Consider the following 20,628-nt stretch of genomic DNA (forward strand, 5'->3'; position numbering starts at 1 on the left):
TCTACTGGTGGGGCGGGCTCTACGGGTTCGGCAGGCTCTACGAATGGGGCGGCCCGGCAGGCGGCGGCCCTGTGGTCGTACGGGCTTCAGGCGCCCCCACCGGCTCGACAGCCCGGCGGGCCAACCCGCCGATGGTGCGGCGTACGGCGGGGAGGCACCCCGCCGTACGCCTGTCCGAGGGGTGGCGCGGGGGGAGCCGCGCCACCGGTTCCTCCTGACCGAAGGTCAGAACGCCCCGCCGACCGACGCCTTGGCGTTGGACTCGTCGTAGGCGCGGTCCGAGATGATGACGTTCTCCGGGATCGCCTCGCCGCTGTAGAACTTCTGCGCGGTGGCGAAGGCCAGCGGGCCGAAGCGCGGGTTGGACTCGATCACCGCGTTGTACGTGCCGTTGACGATCGCCTGCACGGCGTTGCGGGTGCCGTCGACCGAGACGACCTTGACGTCCTTGCCCGGGTTCTTGCCCGCGCTCTTGAGCGCGGTGACCGCGCCGAGGCCCATCTCGTCGTTCTCCGCGTAGACCGCGGTGATGCCCGGCTTGGACTGGATGAGCTGCTCCATGACCTGCTGGCCCTTGTCACGGGTGAAGTCACCGGTCTGCTGGGCGACGACCTTCAGGCCGGGCGCCTTGGCGGCGATCTCGTCCACGAAGCCCTTGGTGCGGTCGGTGGTCACGTTGTTGCCCGAGGAGCCGAGCAGGATCGCGACCTGGCCCTTGCCGCCGGTGGCCTTGATCATGGCGTCCGCCGCGCGCTTGCCCTGCTCGACGAAGTCCGAGCCGAGGAAGGTGACGTAGTCCTTGCAGGACGTGGCGTTGATCTTCCGGTCGATGGTGATCACCGGCACGTGCTTGGCGGCGGCGGCCTTCAGCGCCGGGTCCAGGCCGTCGGAGTTGAGCGGCGCGACGATCAGGAGCTGCGCGCCCTGCGCGAGCATGTCCTGGATGTCGCTGATCTGCTTGGGGAGTTGGGACTGCGCGTCGGTGGTCAGCAGCTTCTTCACGCCGAGCTTGGCGGCCTCGTCCTTGATGGACTGGGTCTCGGCGATACGGAACGGGTTGTCCTCCTTCTCCGACTGGGAGAAGCCCACCACCGCGTTCTTCAGGTCGAGCTTGGGGGCGCCGTACGCCGTCAGGGTGCAGCCCGCGCCGGACGCCGTCGGGTCCGTGGTGACCTGCTGCTGCGCCGCCTGGTCCGAGCCGGAGGGGGAGGCGCCCTTGTCACTGGACTCCGACTTGGAGCAGCCGGTGGCGGCCAGCCCTGCGGTGGCCAGCAGCAGACAGGTGGCGGCCAGTGCGCGGGTTCTGTGGTTCGTCATGCTCACGACACTCCTTGGTCGCGACGGCAGCGGCCGTCGAGTCGTACGTGGGTCCGGCTCCGTGCCGGGGCGGGTGCGCTTCCGGGGTCCGGTCCGGGCTCCCCGAGGAGGCGGTATGACGTGCGGAGATGGCGGCGCTCCGGGGGTGGGAACGCCCGTTCCCTCCCTCGGCTTTACAACGTTATATACGCGCGGCGGCACCTCGACAACCCGTCGTTCCCGATGTTTCCAAAATGCTTCCCACCGCTGTGATCCGTGCTCAGGCAACAACCCCGACAGGCCCGTACGACTTCTGTCGCTGCTCTGGACATGCCCATCCCTGCGTGCTGTCATTCCGGGTGGCACCGCCGTTTCCAACGTTGGAAGGACCGTCGCCGCCAGGGTTCGCGCCCCCGCAGCGCCCCACCCGAAGCCACCAGGAGCCACCCCCCATGCCCCTGAACCGTCGTCAGTTCGCACTCACCGCACTCGCCGCCGGCACCGCAGGGCTCCAACTGCGGTTCGCGGGCGGCGCCCAGGCCGCCCCCACCCCCGCCGCGGCCCGCGTCGCCCCCGCCCGCGGCGGCCTCTACGCGCCGAACGCCGCACCGCTGGCCCCCACCGCCTTCCTGCGGCTGCCGCCCGGCGCCGTCACCGCGCGCGGCTGGCTCGACGGCCAACTGCGCCTCCAACTCGCCGGTCTGTGCGGCCGGTACGCCGACATCTCGCACTTCCTCGCCATGGACAACAGCGGCTGGGCGCACCCTGACCGCGCCGGCTGGGAGGAAGTGCCGTACTGGCTGCGCGGCTATGTCGACCTCGCCGTGCTCACCCAGGACGCCACCGCGCTGGCCGCCGTACGCCGCTGGATCGACGCCATCGTGGCCACCCGGCAGTCCGACGGCTTCTTCGGCCCGACGGCCCTGCGCACCTCGCTCGGCGGCGGCCCCGACTTCTGGCCGTTCCTCCCGCTGACCTGGGCATTGCGCAACTGGCAGGAGTACAGCGGGGACACCAGGATCATCCCGCTGCTGTCCGCCTTCTTCCGCTACATGAACGCCCAGGGCCCCGGCGCCTTCAACCAGAGCTGGGTGTCGGTGCGTTGGGGCGACGGCCTGGACAGCGTCTTCTGGCTCTACAACCGCACCGGCGAGAGCTATCTGCTCGACCTCGCCGACAAGATCCACGCGGGCGGCGCCAACTGGGTCAACAACCTTCCGTCGCTGCACAACGTCAACATCGCCCAGGGCTTCAGGGAACCGGCGCAGTACGCGCTCCGCTCGCCGTCCAACGCCCTCACCCAGGCCGCCTACCAGAACTACACCGCGGTGATGTCCGCCTACGGCCAGTTCCCCGGCGGCGGCTTCGCGGGCGACGAGAACGCCAGGCCCGGCTTCGGCGACCCCCGGCAGGGCTTCGAGACCTGCGGCATCGTGGAGTTCATGGCCAGCCACCAGCTGCTGGCCCGGATCACCGGCGACCCGCTGTGGGCCGACCGCTGCGAGGACCTGGCCTTCAACTCACTGCCCGCGGCCCTCGACCCGGCGGGCAAGGGCGTGCACTACATCACCAGCGCCAACAGCGTCGATCTGAACAACACCCCGAAGACGCAAGGGCAGTTCCAGAACGGCTTCGCCATGCAGTCCTTCCAGCCGGGCGTCGACCAGTACCGCTGCTGCCCGCACAACTACGGCATGGGCTGGCCGTACTTCACCGAGGAGCTGTGGCTCGCCACCCCCGACAACGGCCTGGCCGCCGCGATGTACGCACCGAGCAGCGTCACGGCCAAGGTCGCCGACGGCACCTCGGTCACCATCACCGAGACCACCGACTACCCCTTCGCGGACACGGTCACGCTCAAGATCACCGCACCGCGCGCCCTGGCCTTCCCGCTGTACCTGCGGGTCCCCGGCTGGTGCTCCGCCCCGCGCGTCACCGTCAACGGCCAAGCGGTCAGCGCCCCTTCGGGACCCGCCTTCACCAAGATCAGCCGCACCTGGAACAGCGGGGACACCGTCACCGTCCAGCTCCCGCAGCAGACCACCGTCCGCACCTGGTCCGCCAACCACGGCGCCGTCTCCGTCGACCACGGACCGCTCACGTACGCGCTGAACATCGGTGAGAACTACGTGCGGTACGCGGGCGACGCCGAGTTCCCCGAGTACGAGGTGCACGCCACCACACCCTGGAACTACGGGCTCGCGCTCGACTCCGGGTCCCCGTCCTTCACCAAGTCGGGCGGCTCGCTGGCCGCCAACCCCTTCACGCACGACGGCACGCCGGTACGGATCACCGTGCCCGCCCGCCGTATCGCCGAGTGGAAGGCGGACGGACAGCAGGTCGTCAACCCGCTCCAGACCAGCCCGGCCCGCAGCACCGCGGCCGTCGAGACCGTCACGCTGATCCCGATGGGCGCCGCCCGGCTGCGGATCTCCGCCTTCCCCACCGCCACCCCCAACGGCACCCCGTGGGCACCGGCAGGCGACTACCTCAGGATCTGGAACAAGAACTCCAACAAGGTCATGGGCGTCGACCTGATGTCGACCGCGAACAGCGCCCACGTCGTGCAGTTCGACGACAACGGCACCGCCGACCACCTGTGGCAACTCGTCGACAACGGCGACGGCTGGTACCGCATCCGCAACCTCAACTCGCAGAAGATGCTGGGCGTCGACCTGATGTCGACCGCGAACAGCGCCCAGGTGGTGCAGTTCGACGACAACGGGACCGCCGACCACCTGTGGCAACTCGTGGCCAACGGCGACGGCTGGTACCGCATCCGCAACAAGAACTCGGGAAAGGTGCTCGGCGTCGACCTGATGTCGACGGCCAACAGCGCGCCGGTCGTGCAGTACGACGACAACGGCACCGCCGACCACCTGTGGCAACTGCGCTGAGCCCCCGGCTCCCCCACCCCCGCTCCGCTCTCCTTCCCCCCACCTCTGAGGACGGACCCCCGTGACCCCCGACGACTCCGCGACCCCGCACGCCCGCCCCGGACGCCGCGAACTCCTGCGCTGGAGCGGCGCGTTGACCGCCGCTGCGGCCACCGGCGGCTGGCTCGCCGCCGTGCCCGCACAAGCCGCCACAGCGAACGCCGTCACCGCGACGGCCGTTCCGGGCGCGGCCCCGCACGCCGCCCAGGCGGCGGCCTCCACCTTCAGCCCGCTGCGCCCGCCCGCCGTACCGCTGGCCGTCCGCTCGCCGTACCTGTCGACCTGGCTGCCCGCCGACAACCTCGCGGGGACCTGGCCCGCCTTCTGGACCGGCCACGTCACCGCGCTGTGCGGTCTCGCCCGGATCGACGGCGCCGCGTACGTCTTCCTCGGCAACCCCGCGCTGCCCGGCGGCCCCGCGCTCACCACCATGCAGCAGGTGTCGCTGCAACTCACCGCCACCCGCTCGGTCTACCAGCTCAGCGGCGGCGGCGTGACGCTCACCGTCACCTTCTTCTCACCCGTCGACGTCGGCGATCTCCAGCGCCAGTGCGTACCGCTCAGCTACGTCACCGTGCGGGCCGCGAGCAACGACGGCCGCTCCCACACCGTGGACGTCCATCTCGACGCCTCCGGCGAGTGGGTGCACAACAACGTCGCCACGCCCATCACGTGGGACCGTACGACCACCGGCCGGATGACCGTGCTCAGCGCGGAGCCCGCCACCCCGGGCGTCCTTCAGGAGAGCGGCGACCAGGCGTCCTGGGGACGGCTCGTGCTGGCCACCGCCACCGGCGGCGCGGTGACCCATCAGATCGGCCAGGACACCGTGGTGCGCGCGGCCTCGGCGGGCACCGGGCGGCTCGATGGCTCGGTGGACACCGCCAAGCCGCGCGCGATCAACGACCGATGGCCGGTGCTCGGCCTCAACCGGGACTTCGGCACCGTCGACTCCGGTACACCGTCGGCGGAGTTCACCGTCGTCCTCGGCCATGTCCGAACCCCCGCCGTCACCCACCTCGGCGCACAACTCCAGCCCTGGTGGACGCACTACTGGAGCTCCTGGACCGCCATGGTGGACTGGTTCGACGCCGACCGCGGCGCCGCGCTGACCGCCGCGACCGCCCTCGACCAGAAGATCCACGACGACGCGGTCACCGCGGCCGGCGGCGGAAGCACCGGCGACCACTACGCCGCCGTCTGCGCCCTCGCGCTGCGCCAGGCCGTCGCGGGCACCGAACTGGTCGACCGCGACGGCGGCCCCTGGGCGTTCTTGAAGGAGATCTCCTCCAACGGCGACATGTCCACCGTCGACGTGATCTACCCCGCCTTCCCCGCCTACCTCTACCTCTCCCCGGCCTACCTGCGACTGGTGCTCGAACCGCTCTTCCACTACGTCGAACACGGCGGCTGGTCACAGGACTTCGCACCGCACGACCTCGGCACCTACCCCAACGCCTTCGGCCGCGCCGACGGCAACGAGGAGAGCATGCCGGTCGAGGAGTCCGCGAACATGCTCATCATGGTCGCGGCGATCGTCCAGCGGCTGCCCACCGCTGACGGCGCGTCATACGCCGCCGCCCACTACGCGGTGCTGCGCCGCTGGGCCGAGTACCTGGTCGCCAACACCCTCGACCCCGGCTACCAGAACCAGACCGACGACTTCACCGGCTTCATCGCGCACAGCGCCAACCTCGCGCTCAAGGGCATGGTCGGCATCGGCGCGATGGGCGTCATCGCCGCCGCCACCGGCAACACCGCGGACGCCGCCCGCTACCGCTCGGTCTCCCGCGGCTACCTCAGCCAGTGGACCACCCTCGCCCAGGACTCCTCCGGCACCCACCTCAAACTGGCCTACGACCAGGACGGCACCTGGAGCCTGAAGTACAACGGCTTCCCCGACCGGCTGCTCGGCCTCGACCTGGTCCCGGTCGGCTTCGCCGAACAGGAGGCCAACTGGTACGCCTCCCACGCCGGCACCTACGGCATCGAACTCGACCCGCGCAACGACTACACCAAGGCCGACTGGGAACTGTGGACGGCGGCCTGGCTCGCCGACCGGCCCCGCGTCCGCGACCTGCTCGTCAACGGCGTCCACGCCTACGCCGACACCACCGGACAGCGCGTCCCGTTCAGCGACTGGTACACCGTGGCCAGCGCCGCCCAACGCGGCTTCCAGGGCCGCCCGGTGGTGGGCGGCGCGCTGGCCCTGCTCCTGAAACCCGCCGCGTCCACCGTGGTGTGGTGCCGGATCCAGAACCGCAACTCCGGCAAGGTGCTCGCCGTCTCCGGCATGTCCCGCGCCGACACCGCCGAGGTCACCCAGTACGCCGACAACGGCACCGCCGACCACGTCTGGACCGTGCTCGACAACGGCGACGGCACCGTACGCATCATCAACCGCAACAGCGGCAAAGCGCTCGCCGTCCACGACCAGAGCCTCGACGACGGCGCCCACGTCCAGCAGTACCAGGACAACGGAACGCCCGACCACCTGTGGCGGATCGTCGACAACGGCGACGGCTGGAAGAAGATCGTCAACGTCCGCTCGGGCAAGGTCCTCGCGGTCGACGGCATGTCCCAGGCCGACGCCGCCCAGGTCACCCAGTGGACCGACAACGGCAGCGCCGACCACCTGTGGCGGATGATCTGAGCGCCCTCGCCCGACCGCTCAGCAGGGATCGCGCCACGCGTCCAGCGAAAGGTGCTTCACCATCGAACTGAGCCCCAACTTCCTCGCCTGAGAGCAGAACTGACCGGCCTTCAGCTTGTACTCGACGTGGAAGACCGGCTTGTCCGCCGCGATGAACGGCGCCATTTGCGCACACTCGTCGTACTGCGCGCACTCCTCGTTGACCGCGAAGTCGAAGTACCGCACGAGCGTGGCCACCTGGCCTACGTCGTTCTTCAGACCGACGGCCAGCCCACGCTCGTGCGCCAGGTCGGCGATCATCCGGTTGTACGTGATCTGCTGAGCGGCCGTCAGCGGAAAGCCGGTGGTGTTCGCGTAGCCGTCCATCAGGTCGGGCTCCACCGCGTCGAAGCCCTTCTCGCGGCACATGTCGAAGCGGGCGGCCATCAGCGGGCGCAGGACGTCCACCCGGCGGATGTCCAGCCAGCGTTCGCCGTCCCAGCCGTCGCCCTCGCCGCGCACCGACGCGGGGAATTTCCCGCTGTCGGGGCGGAAGGACTCCCACGCCCCGACGTTGATGTAGCAGATCACCTTGCGCCCGGCCGCGTGCAGCTTCCTGACCACCTCGGCGCCGTTCTCGAAGCCGTCGATGTCGTAGACCGGTACGTCCACCGAGGTGTCGACCGTGCCGCTGAGCTGCCACTGCCAGGGAGTGCGGGCGCGCGGATGCCAGTACGCGGGCGCGCCCCGCCCGGTCGCCGCGTGCGTGGGCGTACCTTCCGGGGCGCTCGCCGGGCCGGTCGTGGCGGGGCTCGACGCGGCGCCCTTCGCGGGCCCGGACGCGGTCACCGAGGGACTGCCGCCCGCCGTGCCCCCGCCGTCCGTACCTCCACCTCCGCCACCGTCCCCGTCACCCGACGACGAGCAGGCCGCCAGCACGAGCAGCAGGGCGGCGGTCACCGTGCGCACGGTGAGATTCAGCGCCGTACGGCGGGCGGTCATACGTTTCCTCCGATCGGGACGGGCGCGGTCCGCCACGGATTGGGCGGCAGACCGGGGACCGCGCAGCGCACGGCCGCACCGCGCAGCGCCGCCAGCCGGGCCGCCCGCCCCGCGAGACCGTCGGGCACCCCGTACACCAGATGGCAGAACCGTTCGGCCGGATGCCCGGCCGTCCAGCGCGGCACGCCCGCGCCCTGGTAGTCGTCCCAGGTCCCCTCGAAGGTCACGAGCAGGTCGCAGAGACGGGCGTAGCCGGGATCGGGGTGCACCCCTGGATTGAACACCACCGTCCGCGCCCCGCAGAGCCGGGCCGTCCTGGCCAGCCACCGGTAGTACGGGATCCGCCGCGCGTCGGACGCCACCCGGTCGAAGAACACGCCGTCGGTGGCGTACCAGGCCCGGTGCCTGCGCAGATCGCGGTAGACCGTGTGCGCCGGGCGGGCCGCGTAGTCGGTGTCGACATAGCCGAGCACCGGCGCCCCGGCCTCCCGCAGCCGCCGCGCGGCGAGCGTGTACACCGGGTCCGGCCGGTCGCCGGGACCGTCCGCGGCGTTGAGCACCACCCCGTACAGGGCCGGTGCCGCGTCCTCCAGGGCCCGCCACGCGGCCGGGTCCACCGCCGGGTGGACGTACAGCGGCACGAGCAGCGAGCCCGCGGAGGGCGCGGGGGAGCCATGGCTCACGGTGAGATCCTGACCGGCTCGCCCGGCACCGCCGCCCACAGGGCGGTGAGCGCGTCCCGCAGCGTCCGCGTGGGCTGCCAGCCCAGCGCGTACGCCGCGAGCGTGATGTCCGCCTGGTGCCAGGACACTCCGGCCGAGCGCTCCGAGCCCCGCCCCGACTCCTCCAGACGGCCGGCGAAGCCGCTGACCGAGGCCAACTCCGCCGCCAGCGTGCGCACTTGGGTCGCCTCGCCCGAACCGATGTTGACCACGGGCGGCACCGAGCCGGGCGCGGCCACCGCGAGGGCCACCGCGTCCGCCACGTCGTCCGCGGCGACGAAGTCGCGGTACGCGGCCAGACTGCCGGTGCGCACCACCCCTTCGCGCGGCGCCTCGCGGAAGGCGGCGGCCAGCCTGCCGGGCAGCCCGGAGGTCGGCGAGCCCGCGCCGACCGGGTTGAAGACCCGCAGCACCACCGCGTCGAGGCCCGAGCCGGTCACGGCGAGGGTGCCCGCGAGCTTGGCCGCCCCGTAGACGCCCTCCGGCCGGGCGGGCGCCGACTCCGCCAGTGCGGCGCCGGGCTCCGCCGGTCCGTACTCGGCCGCCGAGCCCAGGTGCACCAGCCGCGCCGACGGCGTGGCGAGCGCCATCGCCTCGCACAGCGCGGCCGGCCCCCGCGCGTTGGTCGCGCACAGCGCGCTCGCGCGGCCCGCCACCACGCCCGCGCAGTCGACCACCGCGTCGGGGGCCAGGGCGGCGAGCCGCCGGGCCAGGACGTCGACCGGCACGGTCGCCAGGTCGGCTACCAGATCGAGTCCGGCGCCGCCCTTCGGACCGCCCCGCGTACCGCCCTTGGCGCCGTCCCCCGCGCCCCGCCCGCCGCGCAGGATCCGCGCACCGGGCGTCCGCTGGAGCCGCGCGGTCACCCGGGAGCCCAGGAAACCGCCACAGCCCAGTACGAGAATCCGCGTCCGCGTCATGTCCCCTCACGCCCCCTTGAGCAACAGGCCGCGACGGCTGCTGAATTCGGCGTTCGCCCGGTCGTAGTCGTCGGGGCGGCCGATATCGAGCCAGTAGCCGTCGAAGTCGAAGGCCCGCGGCTGCGCACCCGCGGCCAGCAGATCGAGCACCACCTCGTCGAAGCCCAGCGGCAGACCGGGGGTGTAGCGCAGGAGCGTGCTCCGGGAGACCCCGTACACCCCCATCGACACCCGGTAGTCCATGCTCGGCTTCTCGGTGAAGGCGACCACCCGCCCGTCGTCGGTGCTGAGCACCCCGAAGTCGATGTTCACGGTACGGGCGTAGGTGGCGATGGTGAGCGGCGCGCCCGTGCCCCGGTGCTGGTCGAGAACGGCGGAGAAGTCGAGGTCGGTGAGCACGTCGCCGTTCATCACCAGGAAGTGTTCGGGGAGTTGGTCGATCATCGTGAGCAGCGGGCCCATCGTGCCCAGCGGACTGTCCTCGGTCACGTAGTCGACCTCGATGCCCCACTGGGAGCCGTCCCCGACGTACGCGCGGATGATGTTGCCGAGGTGGCCGATGGCGATGGTGCAGCGGCGGAAGCCGAAGCCCGCGAGCTGGCGCATCACGATCTCCAGGATCGCGTGGCTGTCGCCGATCGGCACCAGTGGCTTGGGCAGTGCGGTGGTGTACGGCCGGAGCCTCACGCCTTTGCCCCCGGCGAGAATGACTGCGTGCATGGTGGTCCCCCCTGCGGTTGGTTGTCAGCGGTTCTCTGCTGCGATGAGAGTGGTCAACAGGTGCCCGGCGCGGCGCTAATGAGGCGGCGTCAGACGTTGTACGCGGTGGTCTTGTAACGGGCCAGGTGGGCTGGGTCGCGGAAGAAGTCGATGGTGTGCGCCAGCCCGTCCTCCAGGCTGTGGGCCGGTCGCCAGCCGGTGGCCTCGCGCAGCCGGGTCGCGTCGCAGACCAGCCGCATGACCTCGGAACCGGCGGGCCGCAGCCGCTGCGCGTCCTCGCGCACCAGCAGCTCGGTGTCCATCAGCTTGCCGATCAGCCGCACCAGGTCGCCGACCGAGATCTCGCCGCCCGTACCGGCGTTGAAGGTCCGGCCGACCACCTTCTCGGCGGGCGCGGTGCCGACCGCGACGAAGGCCGCGGCGGTGTCCTTGACGTAGCTGAAGTCCCTGGTCGGCCGCAGGTCCCCGAGCGTCACCTCCCGCTCGCCCGCCGCGACCTGGCCGATCACCGTCGGGATCACCGCGCGCATCGACTGCCGCGGCCCGAAGGTGTTGAACGGCCGCAGCGTCACCACCGGCGTCTCGAAGCTGGCGTGGTAGCTGTCCGCCAGCCGGTCCCCGCCCGCCTTCGACGCGGCGTACGGCGACTGCGTGACGATCGGGTGGTCCTCGGTGATCGGCACGGTCCGCGCGGTGCCGTACGTCTCGCTGGTGGAGGTGTGCACCAGCCGCGGGACGCCGAACTCCCGTACGGCTTCGAGGACGTTGAGGGTGCCGGACACATTGGTGTCCACATAGCTGCGCGGCGCGCGGTACGAGTACGGGATTGCGATCAGCGCGGCCAGGTGGTAGACGGTGTCGCTGTCGGCGACCAGATCCCGTACGGAACCGGAGTCGCGGACGTCGCCGAGGACCACCTCGACCCGGTCCAGCACATCGGGCGCGAGCACTTCGAGCCAGCCGTGGGACGAGAACGAGTTGTACTGCACCATCGCGCGGACGCGGCGCCCGGAGGCGACCAGCGCCTCCACCAGGTGCGAGCCGATGAAGCCTTCCGCGCCGGTGACGGCGACGGGTGTCTCGGTGGACACGGATGAATCTCCTTCTGCGGAGGGTCGGTTGGAGTAGTGAGGTCGGAGGTCGGTGGTGTGGGGCGCGGGTGTGCGCGCCGCGGACGCGGGGTCAGCGGTGGGTGGTCACGCGGCCGGTCATCGTGAAGGCCGCCGTGAGCAGGACGGCGGCGGCTCCCGCGCAGACCAGGCCGAGTACGGTCCCGGCCGTCGCGGTGTGCGCCGCCAGCAGCGCGACGGCCGTCAGGACGGCGGCGGCGAGCACGTAACTCCCCGTCCACGCCCGGCCGCAGGACTGGAGGAGCAACGACAGCCACAGCGTGCCGCCGAGGGCCAGCAGCACCGACAGGTGCGCCGGGTTCCAGGCGGCGGCGCCGGGCACGACCGCCGCCTCGACGGCCGCGAGCGCGGCCAGCGCGACGGCGTAGAGCGCGAGACAGCCCGCCAGCACGCGCCACGACCTGGCGAGCAGCCGCTCGTGCACGGTCGTCCCGCGCAGTGCGGTCAGACACCGGCTGCGGAAGCGGAAGAGCAGCCATTCGGCGACGCCCATGCTCACCGTGAGCGCGGCCACGAACTCCCCGGTGAGCGCCGCCGCGACCACCAGCGCGCCGCCCGCGAGCCCCGCCATCCCGTGCGGCAGCGACAGATACGGCGACAGGCCCTTGGCGTCGGTGACGCCGTCGTCGGCCCGCCACAGCAGCCGGGCCGCCTCCGGCAGGGTCCGGAGCGAGGAGACGAGCCCGGTGCGGGTGTCCGTGCCGGGTCCGGCTGCCCTGCGGCCGAATCGGCCGGGTGTGGTGGGGGTGCCCGTGCCGGGTCCGGCTGCCCTGCGGCCGAATCGGCCGGGTGTGGTGCGGGTGCCCGTGCCGGGTCCGGCTGCCCCGCGGCCGAACCGGCTTGCGCGAGCGCGCAGTTGGGCGCCGCGGTCGGCGCGTACACGCTCGCGCCAGGGCGCGCGCGGCGGCTTGGCGGGCCCGCGCTCGGGCGGCTCGCCGGTCAGGGCGGTGCGCAGCGCGCTGGCGAGGGCCGCCCCGCCGGCCGCCGCCGCGGTGGCGACCAGGACGGCGGCGACCGCGGGCGACGGCAGGCCGCCGGCCCCGCAGGCGACCGCGACGGCGAGCGGCGTCAGGACATAGAGGAGGGAGCGCTCGCGGCCGAGCACGAGCAGGACGGTCGCGGACGCGACGTACACCGACTGGCCGGCCGCGAAGGCGAGGGCGGAGAGATGGCCGGGGCCCGCGACGGCCGCGGCGGCGGCCCCGGCCAGGCAGGCCCCGACCGCCGCGCCGGTGACCAGGCAGCGCGCGGCGGCCCGCGGTCGCTGGGCGAGCAGGTGCAGGTGCGCGCGGTGCGCGAGCGCCTGGTTCCAGCCCCACCCGCACAGCGCCGCCGCGCCCCACGCGGCGACCGCGCGGGACACCCCGAACGGCCCGTCGTCGCCGCCCGCCCAGCGCCCGCCGAGCACATAGGCGACGCCAGGCAGCGCGAAGGTCAGGCCACGCAGTACGCAGCGCCACACGTCGACCTGCCACGGGTCGTCGGCGGGTTCGGGCTCGGGGAAGCGCCGCGGCACCGTCTCGAACAGCTCCCGCGCGAGCGAGAACAGGTCCGGGTGCCCGTAGCGGCCGGTGATCTGCTCGTCGGTCAGCCCCTCGGACTCCAGCACCGCCGCGATCTCGTCGGGGTGCACGGCCGCCGAGCACGCCGCCGACAGCCGCTCCGCCAGCTCCGCGACCGGGTCGCCGACCGCCCAGGACGGCACCCGGCGCGGGCGCGGCAGCTCGGGCAGCGCGGCCATACCGCCGCCCGCGACCCTGCTGAGCAGGGACATCGGCCCGCTCACCGGCCGTCCCCGACAGCCCGCACACCGACGACTGTCGCGTCATCGGCGTTCTCAGCAAAGGCTGTTGACAGTCCATCAGCTTTGGCGTCCGCTGAACCCCCGCGCCAGACACGGGACATCCAGGTGACGCCGCCGTAGATCTGCGCGCCGCGGTCCTCGACCCGGCTCAGTCCCGTGTAGATCCCCCGGAAGGCGTCGATCGTCTGACGGAGCGTGAACTGGTCGATGACCCGCAGCCGCGCCTCCCAGCCCATCGAGGCGCGCCGCGCCGGATCGCGCAGCAGCTCGACCGCGGCCCGCGCCATCGCCTTCGGATCGCGCGGTGGCACGACGAGACCGGTGTCGCCCACGGCCTCCCGTACCCCGCCGACATCGGTCGACACGGTGCACCGCCCGCAGGACATCGCCTCGATGAGGGTGAAGGGGAATCCCTCGCTGATGCTGGAGAGCATCACGACCTGCCCGGCCGCGTACGCGGTGCGGATGTCGTCCACCCGGCCCTCGAAGGTGACCGCGTCGGCCGCGCCGACCGTCGCCGCCAGTGCCTCGCACCGTTCGCGGTACGCCTCGCCGCCGCGCGGAGTGCCGCCGAAGATCCGCAGCCGCGCGGCGGGTATCTCGGCCCTGACCAGCGCGAAGGCGCGGATCAGCGTCTCCAGGTCCTTGATCGGGTCGATCCGCCCCGCCCAGGTGAGCGTCGGCACCTCCGGCTCGGGACCGGCCATCGGGAACGCCCCGGGATCGACTCCGTTGTAGACGGTACGGATCCGGTCAGGCGCCGCCCCGCCGTGCTCCTCCCACCGCCGGTTGTAGCGGTTGCCCGGCGTGATCAGCGCGCTGTTGCGGTACGTCTCGCGCGACAGCAGCCGGAAGAAGGTGAGCAGCAGCGCCTTGACCGGCCAGCGGTACGGGCCCGTGCGGTAGCCGAGATAGCGTTCGCGCTGGTAGACGCCGTGCTCGGTGAGCAGCAGCGGAGTGTCGTACCGCTCGTGCGCCACCAGTCCCGGCAGCGTGGCCAGCCCGCCGCTGACGGCGTGCGCGACCTGACCCGGCGGCGGTACCACGGCCAGCGGGCGCAGCGCGTGCTCCAGCAGATCGACGGCGCTGAGCGCGTCGGCCTGAGTCGGCACCGCGGCCGACACGGTCGTACCGGGGCGGCGCCACAGCCGGACCAGCGTCCGCACCGCCTCCTCCGAGCGCAGCCCGGCCGACAGCGCGCCCATGCCCGCCCACCCGGCGAGCGCGTACAGCGCGGGTCCGAAGTCCTCGTCGGGCGCCGCGGACCGGCCGCCGCGGGCCGGCGGCTCGTCCGCGCCGTCCTCGTGCAGCAGCGCCCGCAGAAAGCGTTCCCACACCGCGAGGAACGCGCGGCGGTCCCGGCCGCGCGGCGCCCTGCCCTCCGGCGCCTGCCCCCACAGCGGGACCACGTCGAGCCCGGTGACCTGCGCCGGGAGCGGCCAGACCGGGGTCTCGCGGCCGGTGCCCGTCACCGCGATCACCGAGAATTCGACGTCCGGCATCCCCTGGACCAACTGGTCGCACCACACGCTGACCCCGCCGGGGCTGTGCGGATACGTGCCCTCGGTCAGCAATGTCACCCGCGCGGTGCGCGAGGGCGGTGCGCCGAAGATTCTGTGCGTGGAAATGGTGTCCCCCCTGGACGTTCTCGTGTCACGGGGCGCCGGTGACCGTGCGGCGCCCCGGTACCGCGGGCGGGGCCGAGTACGCCCCGCCCGCGGGTGGTTCACTTCCCGGTGCTACTTCCTGGTGTGGTCGCCCGGTCCCACGGGCACGGCCTTGGCGACGCCCTTGGGCACCGGCGGATGGCCGACGGAAGCCTTGATCGTGATCGGCCCGAGCGAGACGTTCAGGTTGACCAGCGCGGGCACCGCGCCGGACGGCAGCGTCAGCGACACATTGCTCTGGAGCACGCCGGGCGTGGTCCAGCCGGACACCTTGCCCGCGTAGGAGGTGCCGAAGGCGGTCGTGCCGAGCAGTTGGGACTGGCGCGTACCGGCGGGCATCGTCGCGGTGATCTGCGTACCGCTCGGCGCGTTGACCGTCACCGCGTCACCGATCCGGTAGGCGGTCACCTGGCCGCCCTTCCACGCCGTGTCCCACGCCGCCCTGCGCTGCAACTCGGTGGCGATGTCCGAGGTCCGCAGGTTGACGGTCGGGGTGCTGGCGGCGAACAGCGACGCGTAGTCGCTGAGGATGCGCTCCAGCACCGGGTAGGCGATGCGGCCCTCCGCGAGGTTGGACTGGTGCATGAAGTGCGGGCGCGGGTTGTTGCCCAGCACGTGCCCGAGGTCGATCTTGGCCTCGAGCGGCACGATGTACGACGCGTAGCCGGTGTCGGTGTCCAACGGCGCGGTCAGACAGGTGGAGTTGCCCGAGGTCGCGCAGGCGCCGCTGCCGCCCTGGGCGGAGCTGGTGTAGATCCAGTTGTACTCGTCGGTCTCCTCCTGCGCCGTACCGGCGTTGTAGAAGACGTTCATCGGGAAGCGCGGCACGGTGACCGCGGGACCGACCTGACGCTGGCCCGGGTCGCGGGAGTTGTCGCTGGCCAGGTACTTCACGCCGAGCTGGGTCAGCGCGGGCGCGAGGTTCGGATTGTCGACCGGCTGCTGCGGCAGCACCTTGAGCCCGGAGTGCTCACCGGTCACCAGCTCCTGGTTGTTCAGCGACAGCCCGTGCGAGGCGGCCCAGTTGCGGTTGTCCTGCACCGAGGCCGTGATGTCGGCCTTGCTGACCCACTGGACATTCCCCGAGGCGTCCGTCCCGCAGACCCACGGCACCACGCTGACGTCCTGGACACAGCCGAGGAAGGGGTGCAGATACGTGTGGTTGACCCAGCGGTAGGCGCTCTTGTCGGCCAGGAGCTGGGTGGCCAGCGGGTCGACGGTGGTGTCGTGGTCGGCCTTCCATTCCTCGCTGCCGCCGCCGTTGAAGACGAAGTCGAGGGTGAGGCCGTGCGCCTGCGACCACTGCTTGGCGTACTGCGCGTCCGCTGCGGTCATCCGGATCGGATCGGTGTCCTCACCGGTGCCGATCGGGCAGTCCACGTCGCCGGGCGTGCAGTTGAGGGTGGTGTTCCACCGGTCGTCGGCCAGGAAGATGTCGTCGACCTGCACCTCGAAGTAGTTGCGGTCGGCGCCGAGGTGGATGCCCTGGGTCATCCACTCCACGATCCCGCGCGCCAGCAGCCGGAACTGCTGCTGGTACTGGTTGTAGACGAACGGCAGCACCAACTCGCTGCGCCCGTCGTGGTTGTACTGCCCGACCAGCACACCGCGCGCCGAACTGTCCGGAATCGGCGCGTCGACCAGCGTGGTGAAGGTCGCCCCGGCGGCCTGTGTCGCCAGCGGCGTCGCGAGGAAGCCGTAACTCTCGGCCACGTTCGGGTCGTTGTCCTCGAAGGGAACCGCGCCCTTGAGGTAACCGAAGTCACCCGCGGTGCCCTGCGCCGTCACCTGGCCCTGAATGCCGTCGAGTTGGCCGATGTACCCCGGATCCTGCGCGTAGTTCAGCCCGACGCCGGGCTGGGCGTAGGTGTACGCGTCCACCTGGCGGATGCCGAAGTCCGTCTCGTACGCCGCCAGTGCGGCCATCTCGGCGGAACCCGCCCCGAACGGGTTGTCGTTGGGCAGCACCACCGACTGGAACTTGGCGCGTGCCCGGCCGCTCACGGTGTCGCTGAGGTAGGCGGCGTTGATGGTCGGTCGGCCCGCCTGGTTGAGATCGATCCTCGTGTAGGGGGTCCCCGCCCCGTCGAGTTCCGCGGTGATGGCCTGTGTCGCCGGTCCGCCGTCGTCGACGACCAGCACCCTCAGATCGATACGGGGCGGTGTCGCGGCCTGCGCCCCGCTCGGTGCCACCCCCAGGGCCACGAGAACCGCCGCTGAACTCAGAGCGGCAGCACGCAATGCTCTGCCCATAGTTTTCCTCCCCCGGAAGACGGCATGAATCGGCTCAGCGTCTTCCTACTGGCAGCGGCCGAATCCCGGCCGCAATTACGGGGACCATCGTGGGGCACGGTGCGGAGGACTTGTGACCATTCTGCGGAGGTGGCCGGAAGGCAGGGGACACCGAACGGCGGGACGCGCCTGCCCGACCCTTCCCACCTGCGAGTTTACTGAATGACATGAGCACGGCGCGAAAGGATTATCGACCTGAATGATGAATCATCGCTCGGATTTGCGATTTTCTCGACCGTGGTGAGGATCGATCGTCCGCGTGGTGGAAAATGACCGGAAAATGATCGAATCGAATTCCCGGAGAACGAGGGGAATACGCGGGGCGTATAAGGCGCACAGCGGGGGCGTACCGGGGCGATACCGTGCGGAAAGCGGTTACGGGGCCAATGCGGCGCGAGTGCAGGGGCCATAGACACCCGTGGGGTCACAGGTGATTCCGCGGTCCCGCTGAATCTGCGTCACACCGCGCACGGTGGCGTCGTCGTACACCCCGGTGGGCGACACATAGGTGAATCCCTGCGCGAACAGCAGCCGCTGAAGATTGGTCACATCCGATCCGCTGTCACCCGCCTGGAGCGTGCGGGGAGTTGGGGCCGTGGCGCTCGGAGCGGGGGAGTCGCTGGGGGCGGTGCTGGGCGGCGCGCCGGTCACGCTCGACCCCGGCGCGGGGGAGCCGTTCCCGTGCCCGGTCCCGGTTTCCGCTCCGCTTCCGGGCATCGCTGACGGCCGGGCCGGTGGCGTGGCCCGACGGGTCGGATCGCCGTCGGCGGCCGGGGCCCGGCCGGTGTGGCCGCCGGCCGAGGGCAGCGGTCCGACCGCGTGGCCGGATATCCCGCCGCTGGTCAGCGGCCGGGTGCTGGAGGACGGGGGAGCCGGCCGGTCGGGCGCCGTCGCGCCGGGCGACTGCGGCCACACCTGCCAGGCGATCACCGCCGCCACCGCGACCGCGGCGATGGACACCGCGCCGAGCAATAGCGGGCGCTCGCGAACCCGTTCACGTCGGGCGGGCCCGCCGCCGGGTCCAGCGGCCGCCGCGCGGCCGGTGTCCTCGGCCCCCGGCACGGGGAACACCACGTCGATCACATCCGGCGGCTCCTGGCCGCCGCCTCGGGACTCGGGTGCCGCCACCGCCGTCGCCGCGCGGTCCGGCCGGTACCGACGCTCCCCGTCCGCTGCCCGCCGCCCCGCCCTGTCGTCTTCCATGTCCATCACCGGTTTCACTCACGCCACTGCCGGATCATCCCCACCCGCGAAAACTTCCGCACCCCAGGGTGCGGTAACAAGGTGGCCCCGCCAAGGGGGCCTTGACATCCGCGGACAAGGGTGAGCCATCGGGGAGCCGACGGGCCGAACCGGTCCCTCGGCGTCCCCTCTTTCGTATCAACAGGCGCAGCGGCGCCGTGCGTGATCCACGGTTGTCGCCCGCGGCCGGGCCCGACGGGGCAGAATTATCGTTTCTGCTGCGCGTCCGGCCCGGCGACCGGCGGTACGGCGGCGGTGCTCAGTACATCGACGGCGGCGGCGGGGGCGGCGCGGGACTCGGCTCAGGCGTCGGCGGCACCGGGTCGGGCGCCGGGCCGGGAGGCACCGGCTCGGGTCCCGGAGGTGTCGGCGTCGGATCCGGCACCGGGACCGGACCCGGGCCGGGGGTGGGACCGGGCACCGGCGACGGGAACGGATCGGGCCCCGGCGTCGGGAAGGGCTCGGGCACGGGGTTGGTCATCGCTGCCTCCGAAGGTCCTGGCGAGGACCTCTTCGTGATCCTCGCCGACTGGTCACGACACGTACCCGGTCATCGCGCGCCTATGCCGCACGCCCCCGCGCGCGCTCCCGTGGGAGTGAACCGCGCCGGCGCCCGCAACTGCGCGCCCACGGCGCGTTGTCTGTCCGGGGGACCGATCCACGGCGGAAGGAGCCGGTGATGGCAGAGGACTGGGAAGACCTTCGGGAACCTGGTGTGGTGCACGTCCTGATCACCGCGCGCGACGAGGCCAGCGCGTATCGCGTCTTCGACGCCCTGGTCGACCGCTTTCCCGCGGTCGGTCCCCCTGCCCCGGCCCGCTCCCGGCCCGGCCTCGTCGTCCTGTCCGTCCTCACCCCCACCGCCTGACGCCTCCCGTCTCAGGGGTGCGGGCGGTGACCTTCGGGGGCGTCGTGCCTGGTTGCGCCTACGCGGCGGCAGCCGATCCGGGCCGGGACGTGCCCCGTAGGGGCGCGGGGAACTGCGCGACCGGCCCCCACCGGCGGGTGGAACGGGGACCGTCCGGATTGTCCCTCCGGGGCGGGTGGTGACGTGCGGGAGCGTCGTGGCTGGTCGCGCCTACGCGGCGGCAGCCGATCCGGGCCGGGACGTGCCCCGTAGGGGCGCGGGGAACTGCGCGACCGGCCCCCACCGGCGGGTGGTCCGGGGACCGACCGGAATGCCCCTCCGGGGCGGGTGGTGACGTGCGGGGGCGTCGTGGCTGGTCGCGCCCACGCGGCGGCAGCCGCACATCGAACACGGCCCGCGCACCTCACGACATGGCCTTGCGCAGGGCCAGGGCACCTCGCGGCGGCCTTGGGGAACCGCGTTCCGCGCGGTGCGGGAACGGCGGCCGAATGGCCCATCGGGTGTTTGGGGGTGCGCGTCCGGCCACGGGATGGGGTGTCACCCGGATGGGTCGGAGGCCGGGGACGGGGCGGGCGAGGGCAAGGAGGCGCGGCGGTACGGGGGTTGGTAGGAATCGGGCGGCCGGAGGCGGCGGCCGGGAAGGCGGACAGCGACGGCGCCGGGTTGGGTGGGGAGCGTGCCGGTCCCCCCATGAGCGGTCGCCAGACCGCCCCGGTGCGTGGAGAGACCACATGCGCTCTGGACGTGCCCCCGGACGGACAACGGCCGCCCTCGTCGCGGGAACGGCGCTCGCGCTGGCCCTGGCCGCACCCGCCGCGCGGGCCGACTCCGACCTCACGTCCTTCGGCTTCGGCGTCTCGCCGACCACCGTCGTGCCCGGCGGGAAGGTCACCCTCACGGCCACCGACTGCGCCGGCCGGGCGACCGCCTCGGCCCCGGCGCTCTTCGGCGACGTGACCCTCGGCAAGGGCGACGGGCCCGGGCAGGTCGCCACCGCCACGGTGGACGGCGAGGCCAAGCCCGGCGCGCGGTACGTCGTGACCTTCACCTGCGGAAGCCAGCGGGGCACCGCAGCGCTGACCGTCGCGGCCGGTACGACGTCCACCGGTACGAAGCCGACCAGCGCGGTGCGGACCGGCGCGGTGCGGACCGGCCTCGGCGGCGATGTGTCCGCCCCGAACGCGCGGGAGATCCTGGCGGGCGGCGTCCTGGTCGCCGCCGCGGGCGTGCTCGTCGTCCGCCGCAGACGCGCCACCCGCGGCTGACGGCGTACCGCCGCCCGCGAGGCTCCCTCGCGCGGTCGTCCACGCGCACCTGACGCGCATCCCCACGGAGCCCCGACTGAGTCCTGCACGAGCGGCCCGTACGAGCGGCCCGTACGAGCGGCCCGTACGAGC

Annotated in this window: 14 protein-coding genes; 4 read left to right on the forward strand and 10 right to left on the reverse strand. The window is 72.5% G+C overall.

What is annotated here, in order from left to right; genetic code table 11:
- Positions 1-225: 225 nt before the first annotated feature.
- Positions 226-1,317, reverse strand: coding sequence for an ABC transporter substrate-binding protein (locus ACIOC1_RS18000; RefSeq protein ID WP_355347747.1), 1,092 nt, complete (start codon positions 1,315-1,317; stop codon positions 226-228).
- Positions 1,318-1,748: 431 nt separating this feature from the next.
- Here ACIOC1_RS18000 and ACIOC1_RS18005 point away from each other — a divergent pair, with 431 nt between their 5' ends.
- Positions 1,749-4,193, forward strand: coding sequence for an RICIN domain-containing protein (locus tag ACIOC1_RS18005; RefSeq protein WP_401314345.1), 2,445 nt, complete (start codon positions 1,749-1,751; stop codon positions 4,191-4,193).
- Positions 4,194-4,254: 61 nt separating this feature from the next.
- Positions 4,255-6,885: a glutaminase domain-containing protein gene (locus ACIOC1_RS18010; RefSeq protein ID WP_401855260.1), complete on the forward strand. Its 2,631-nt coding sequence runs from the start codon at positions 4,255-4,257 to the stop codon at positions 6,883-6,885.
- 18 nt (positions 6,886-6,903) lie between these two features.
- On the opposite strand, the gene ACIOC1_RS18015 is transcribed toward ACIOC1_RS18010, so the two are convergent.
- The 9 genes from ACIOC1_RS18015 to ACIOC1_RS18055 form a co-directional block, all read right to left on the reverse strand.
- Positions 6,904-7,866: an endo alpha-1,4 polygalactosaminidase gene (locus ACIOC1_RS18015; RefSeq protein ID WP_401855262.1), complete on the reverse strand. Its 963-nt coding sequence runs from the start codon at positions 7,864-7,866 to the stop codon at positions 6,904-6,906.
- Positions 7,863-8,549 carry a spherulation-specific family 4 protein gene (locus ACIOC1_RS18020; protein ID WP_355347735.1) on the reverse strand — a complete coding sequence of 229 codons (687 nt, stop codon included), beginning with the start codon at positions 8,547-8,549 and terminating at the stop codon, positions 7,863-7,865. Before ACIOC1_RS18020 ends, ACIOC1_RS18015 begins: the two co-directional genes overlap by 4 nt.
- Positions 8,546-9,508 carry an NAD-dependent epimerase/dehydratase family protein gene (locus ACIOC1_RS18025; RefSeq protein WP_401855264.1) on the reverse strand — a complete coding sequence of 321 codons (963 nt, stop codon included), beginning with the start codon at positions 9,506-9,508 and terminating at the stop codon, positions 8,546-8,548. The genes ACIOC1_RS18020 and ACIOC1_RS18025 overlap by 4 nt, the downstream gene beginning before the upstream one ends.
- Before the next feature lie 6 nt (positions 9,509-9,514).
- A complete protein-coding gene (locus ACIOC1_RS18030) occupies positions 9,515-10,228 on the reverse strand; it encodes a sugar phosphate nucleotidyltransferase (protein ID WP_355347729.1) in 714 nt (237 codons plus the stop codon).
- A gap of 89 nt (positions 10,229-10,317) precedes the next feature.
- On the reverse strand, positions 10,318-11,319 hold the full coding sequence (locus ACIOC1_RS18035) for a GDP-mannose 4,6-dehydratase (RefSeq protein ID WP_391160661.1): 1,002 nt from the start codon (positions 11,317-11,319) through the stop codon (positions 10,318-10,320).
- Positions 11,320-11,410: 91 nt separating this feature from the next.
- Positions 11,411-13,144, reverse strand: a complete 1,734-nt coding sequence (locus ACIOC1_RS18040) for a hypothetical protein (protein ID WP_401855266.1) — start codon at positions 13,142-13,144, stop codon at positions 11,411-11,413.
- Entirely contained in the window at positions 13,141-14,742 is a 1,602-nt protein-coding gene (pelF, locus tag ACIOC1_RS18045) for a GT4 family glycosyltransferase PelF (protein ID WP_401855268.1), read from the reverse strand. The genes ACIOC1_RS18040 and pelF overlap by 4 nt, the downstream gene beginning before the upstream one ends.
- 159 nt (positions 14,743-14,901) lie before the next feature.
- Positions 14,902-17,082, reverse strand: a complete 2,181-nt coding sequence (locus ACIOC1_RS18050; RefSeq protein ID WP_401855271.1) for a hypothetical protein — start codon at positions 17,080-17,082, stop codon at positions 14,902-14,904.
- Between the two features lie 414 nt (positions 17,083-17,496).
- Positions 17,497-18,324, reverse strand: a complete 828-nt coding sequence (locus ACIOC1_RS18055; protein WP_401855274.1) for a peptidoglycan-binding protein — start codon at positions 18,322-18,324, stop codon at positions 17,497-17,499.
- Between the two features lie 718 nt (positions 18,325-19,042).
- On the opposite strand from ACIOC1_RS18055, the gene ACIOC1_RS18060 reads away from it, so the two are divergent.
- A complete protein-coding gene (locus ACIOC1_RS18060) occupies positions 19,043-19,231 on the forward strand; it encodes a hypothetical protein (protein ID WP_391050723.1) in 189 nt (62 codons plus the stop codon).
- Between the two features lie 731 nt (positions 19,232-19,962).
- Positions 19,963-20,496 (forward strand): hypothetical protein, encoded by a 534-nt coding sequence (locus ACIOC1_RS18065; RefSeq protein ID WP_401855277.1) that lies wholly within the window; start codon positions 19,963-19,965, stop codon positions 20,494-20,496.
- Positions 20,497-20,628: the final 132 nt, after the last annotated feature.

The sequence above is a fragment of the Streptomyces sp. NPDC088197 genome, assembly GCF_044741185.1.
In the GTDB taxonomy this organism is placed as follows: Bacteria; Actinomycetota; Actinomycetes; order Streptomycetales; family Streptomycetaceae; genus Actinacidiphila.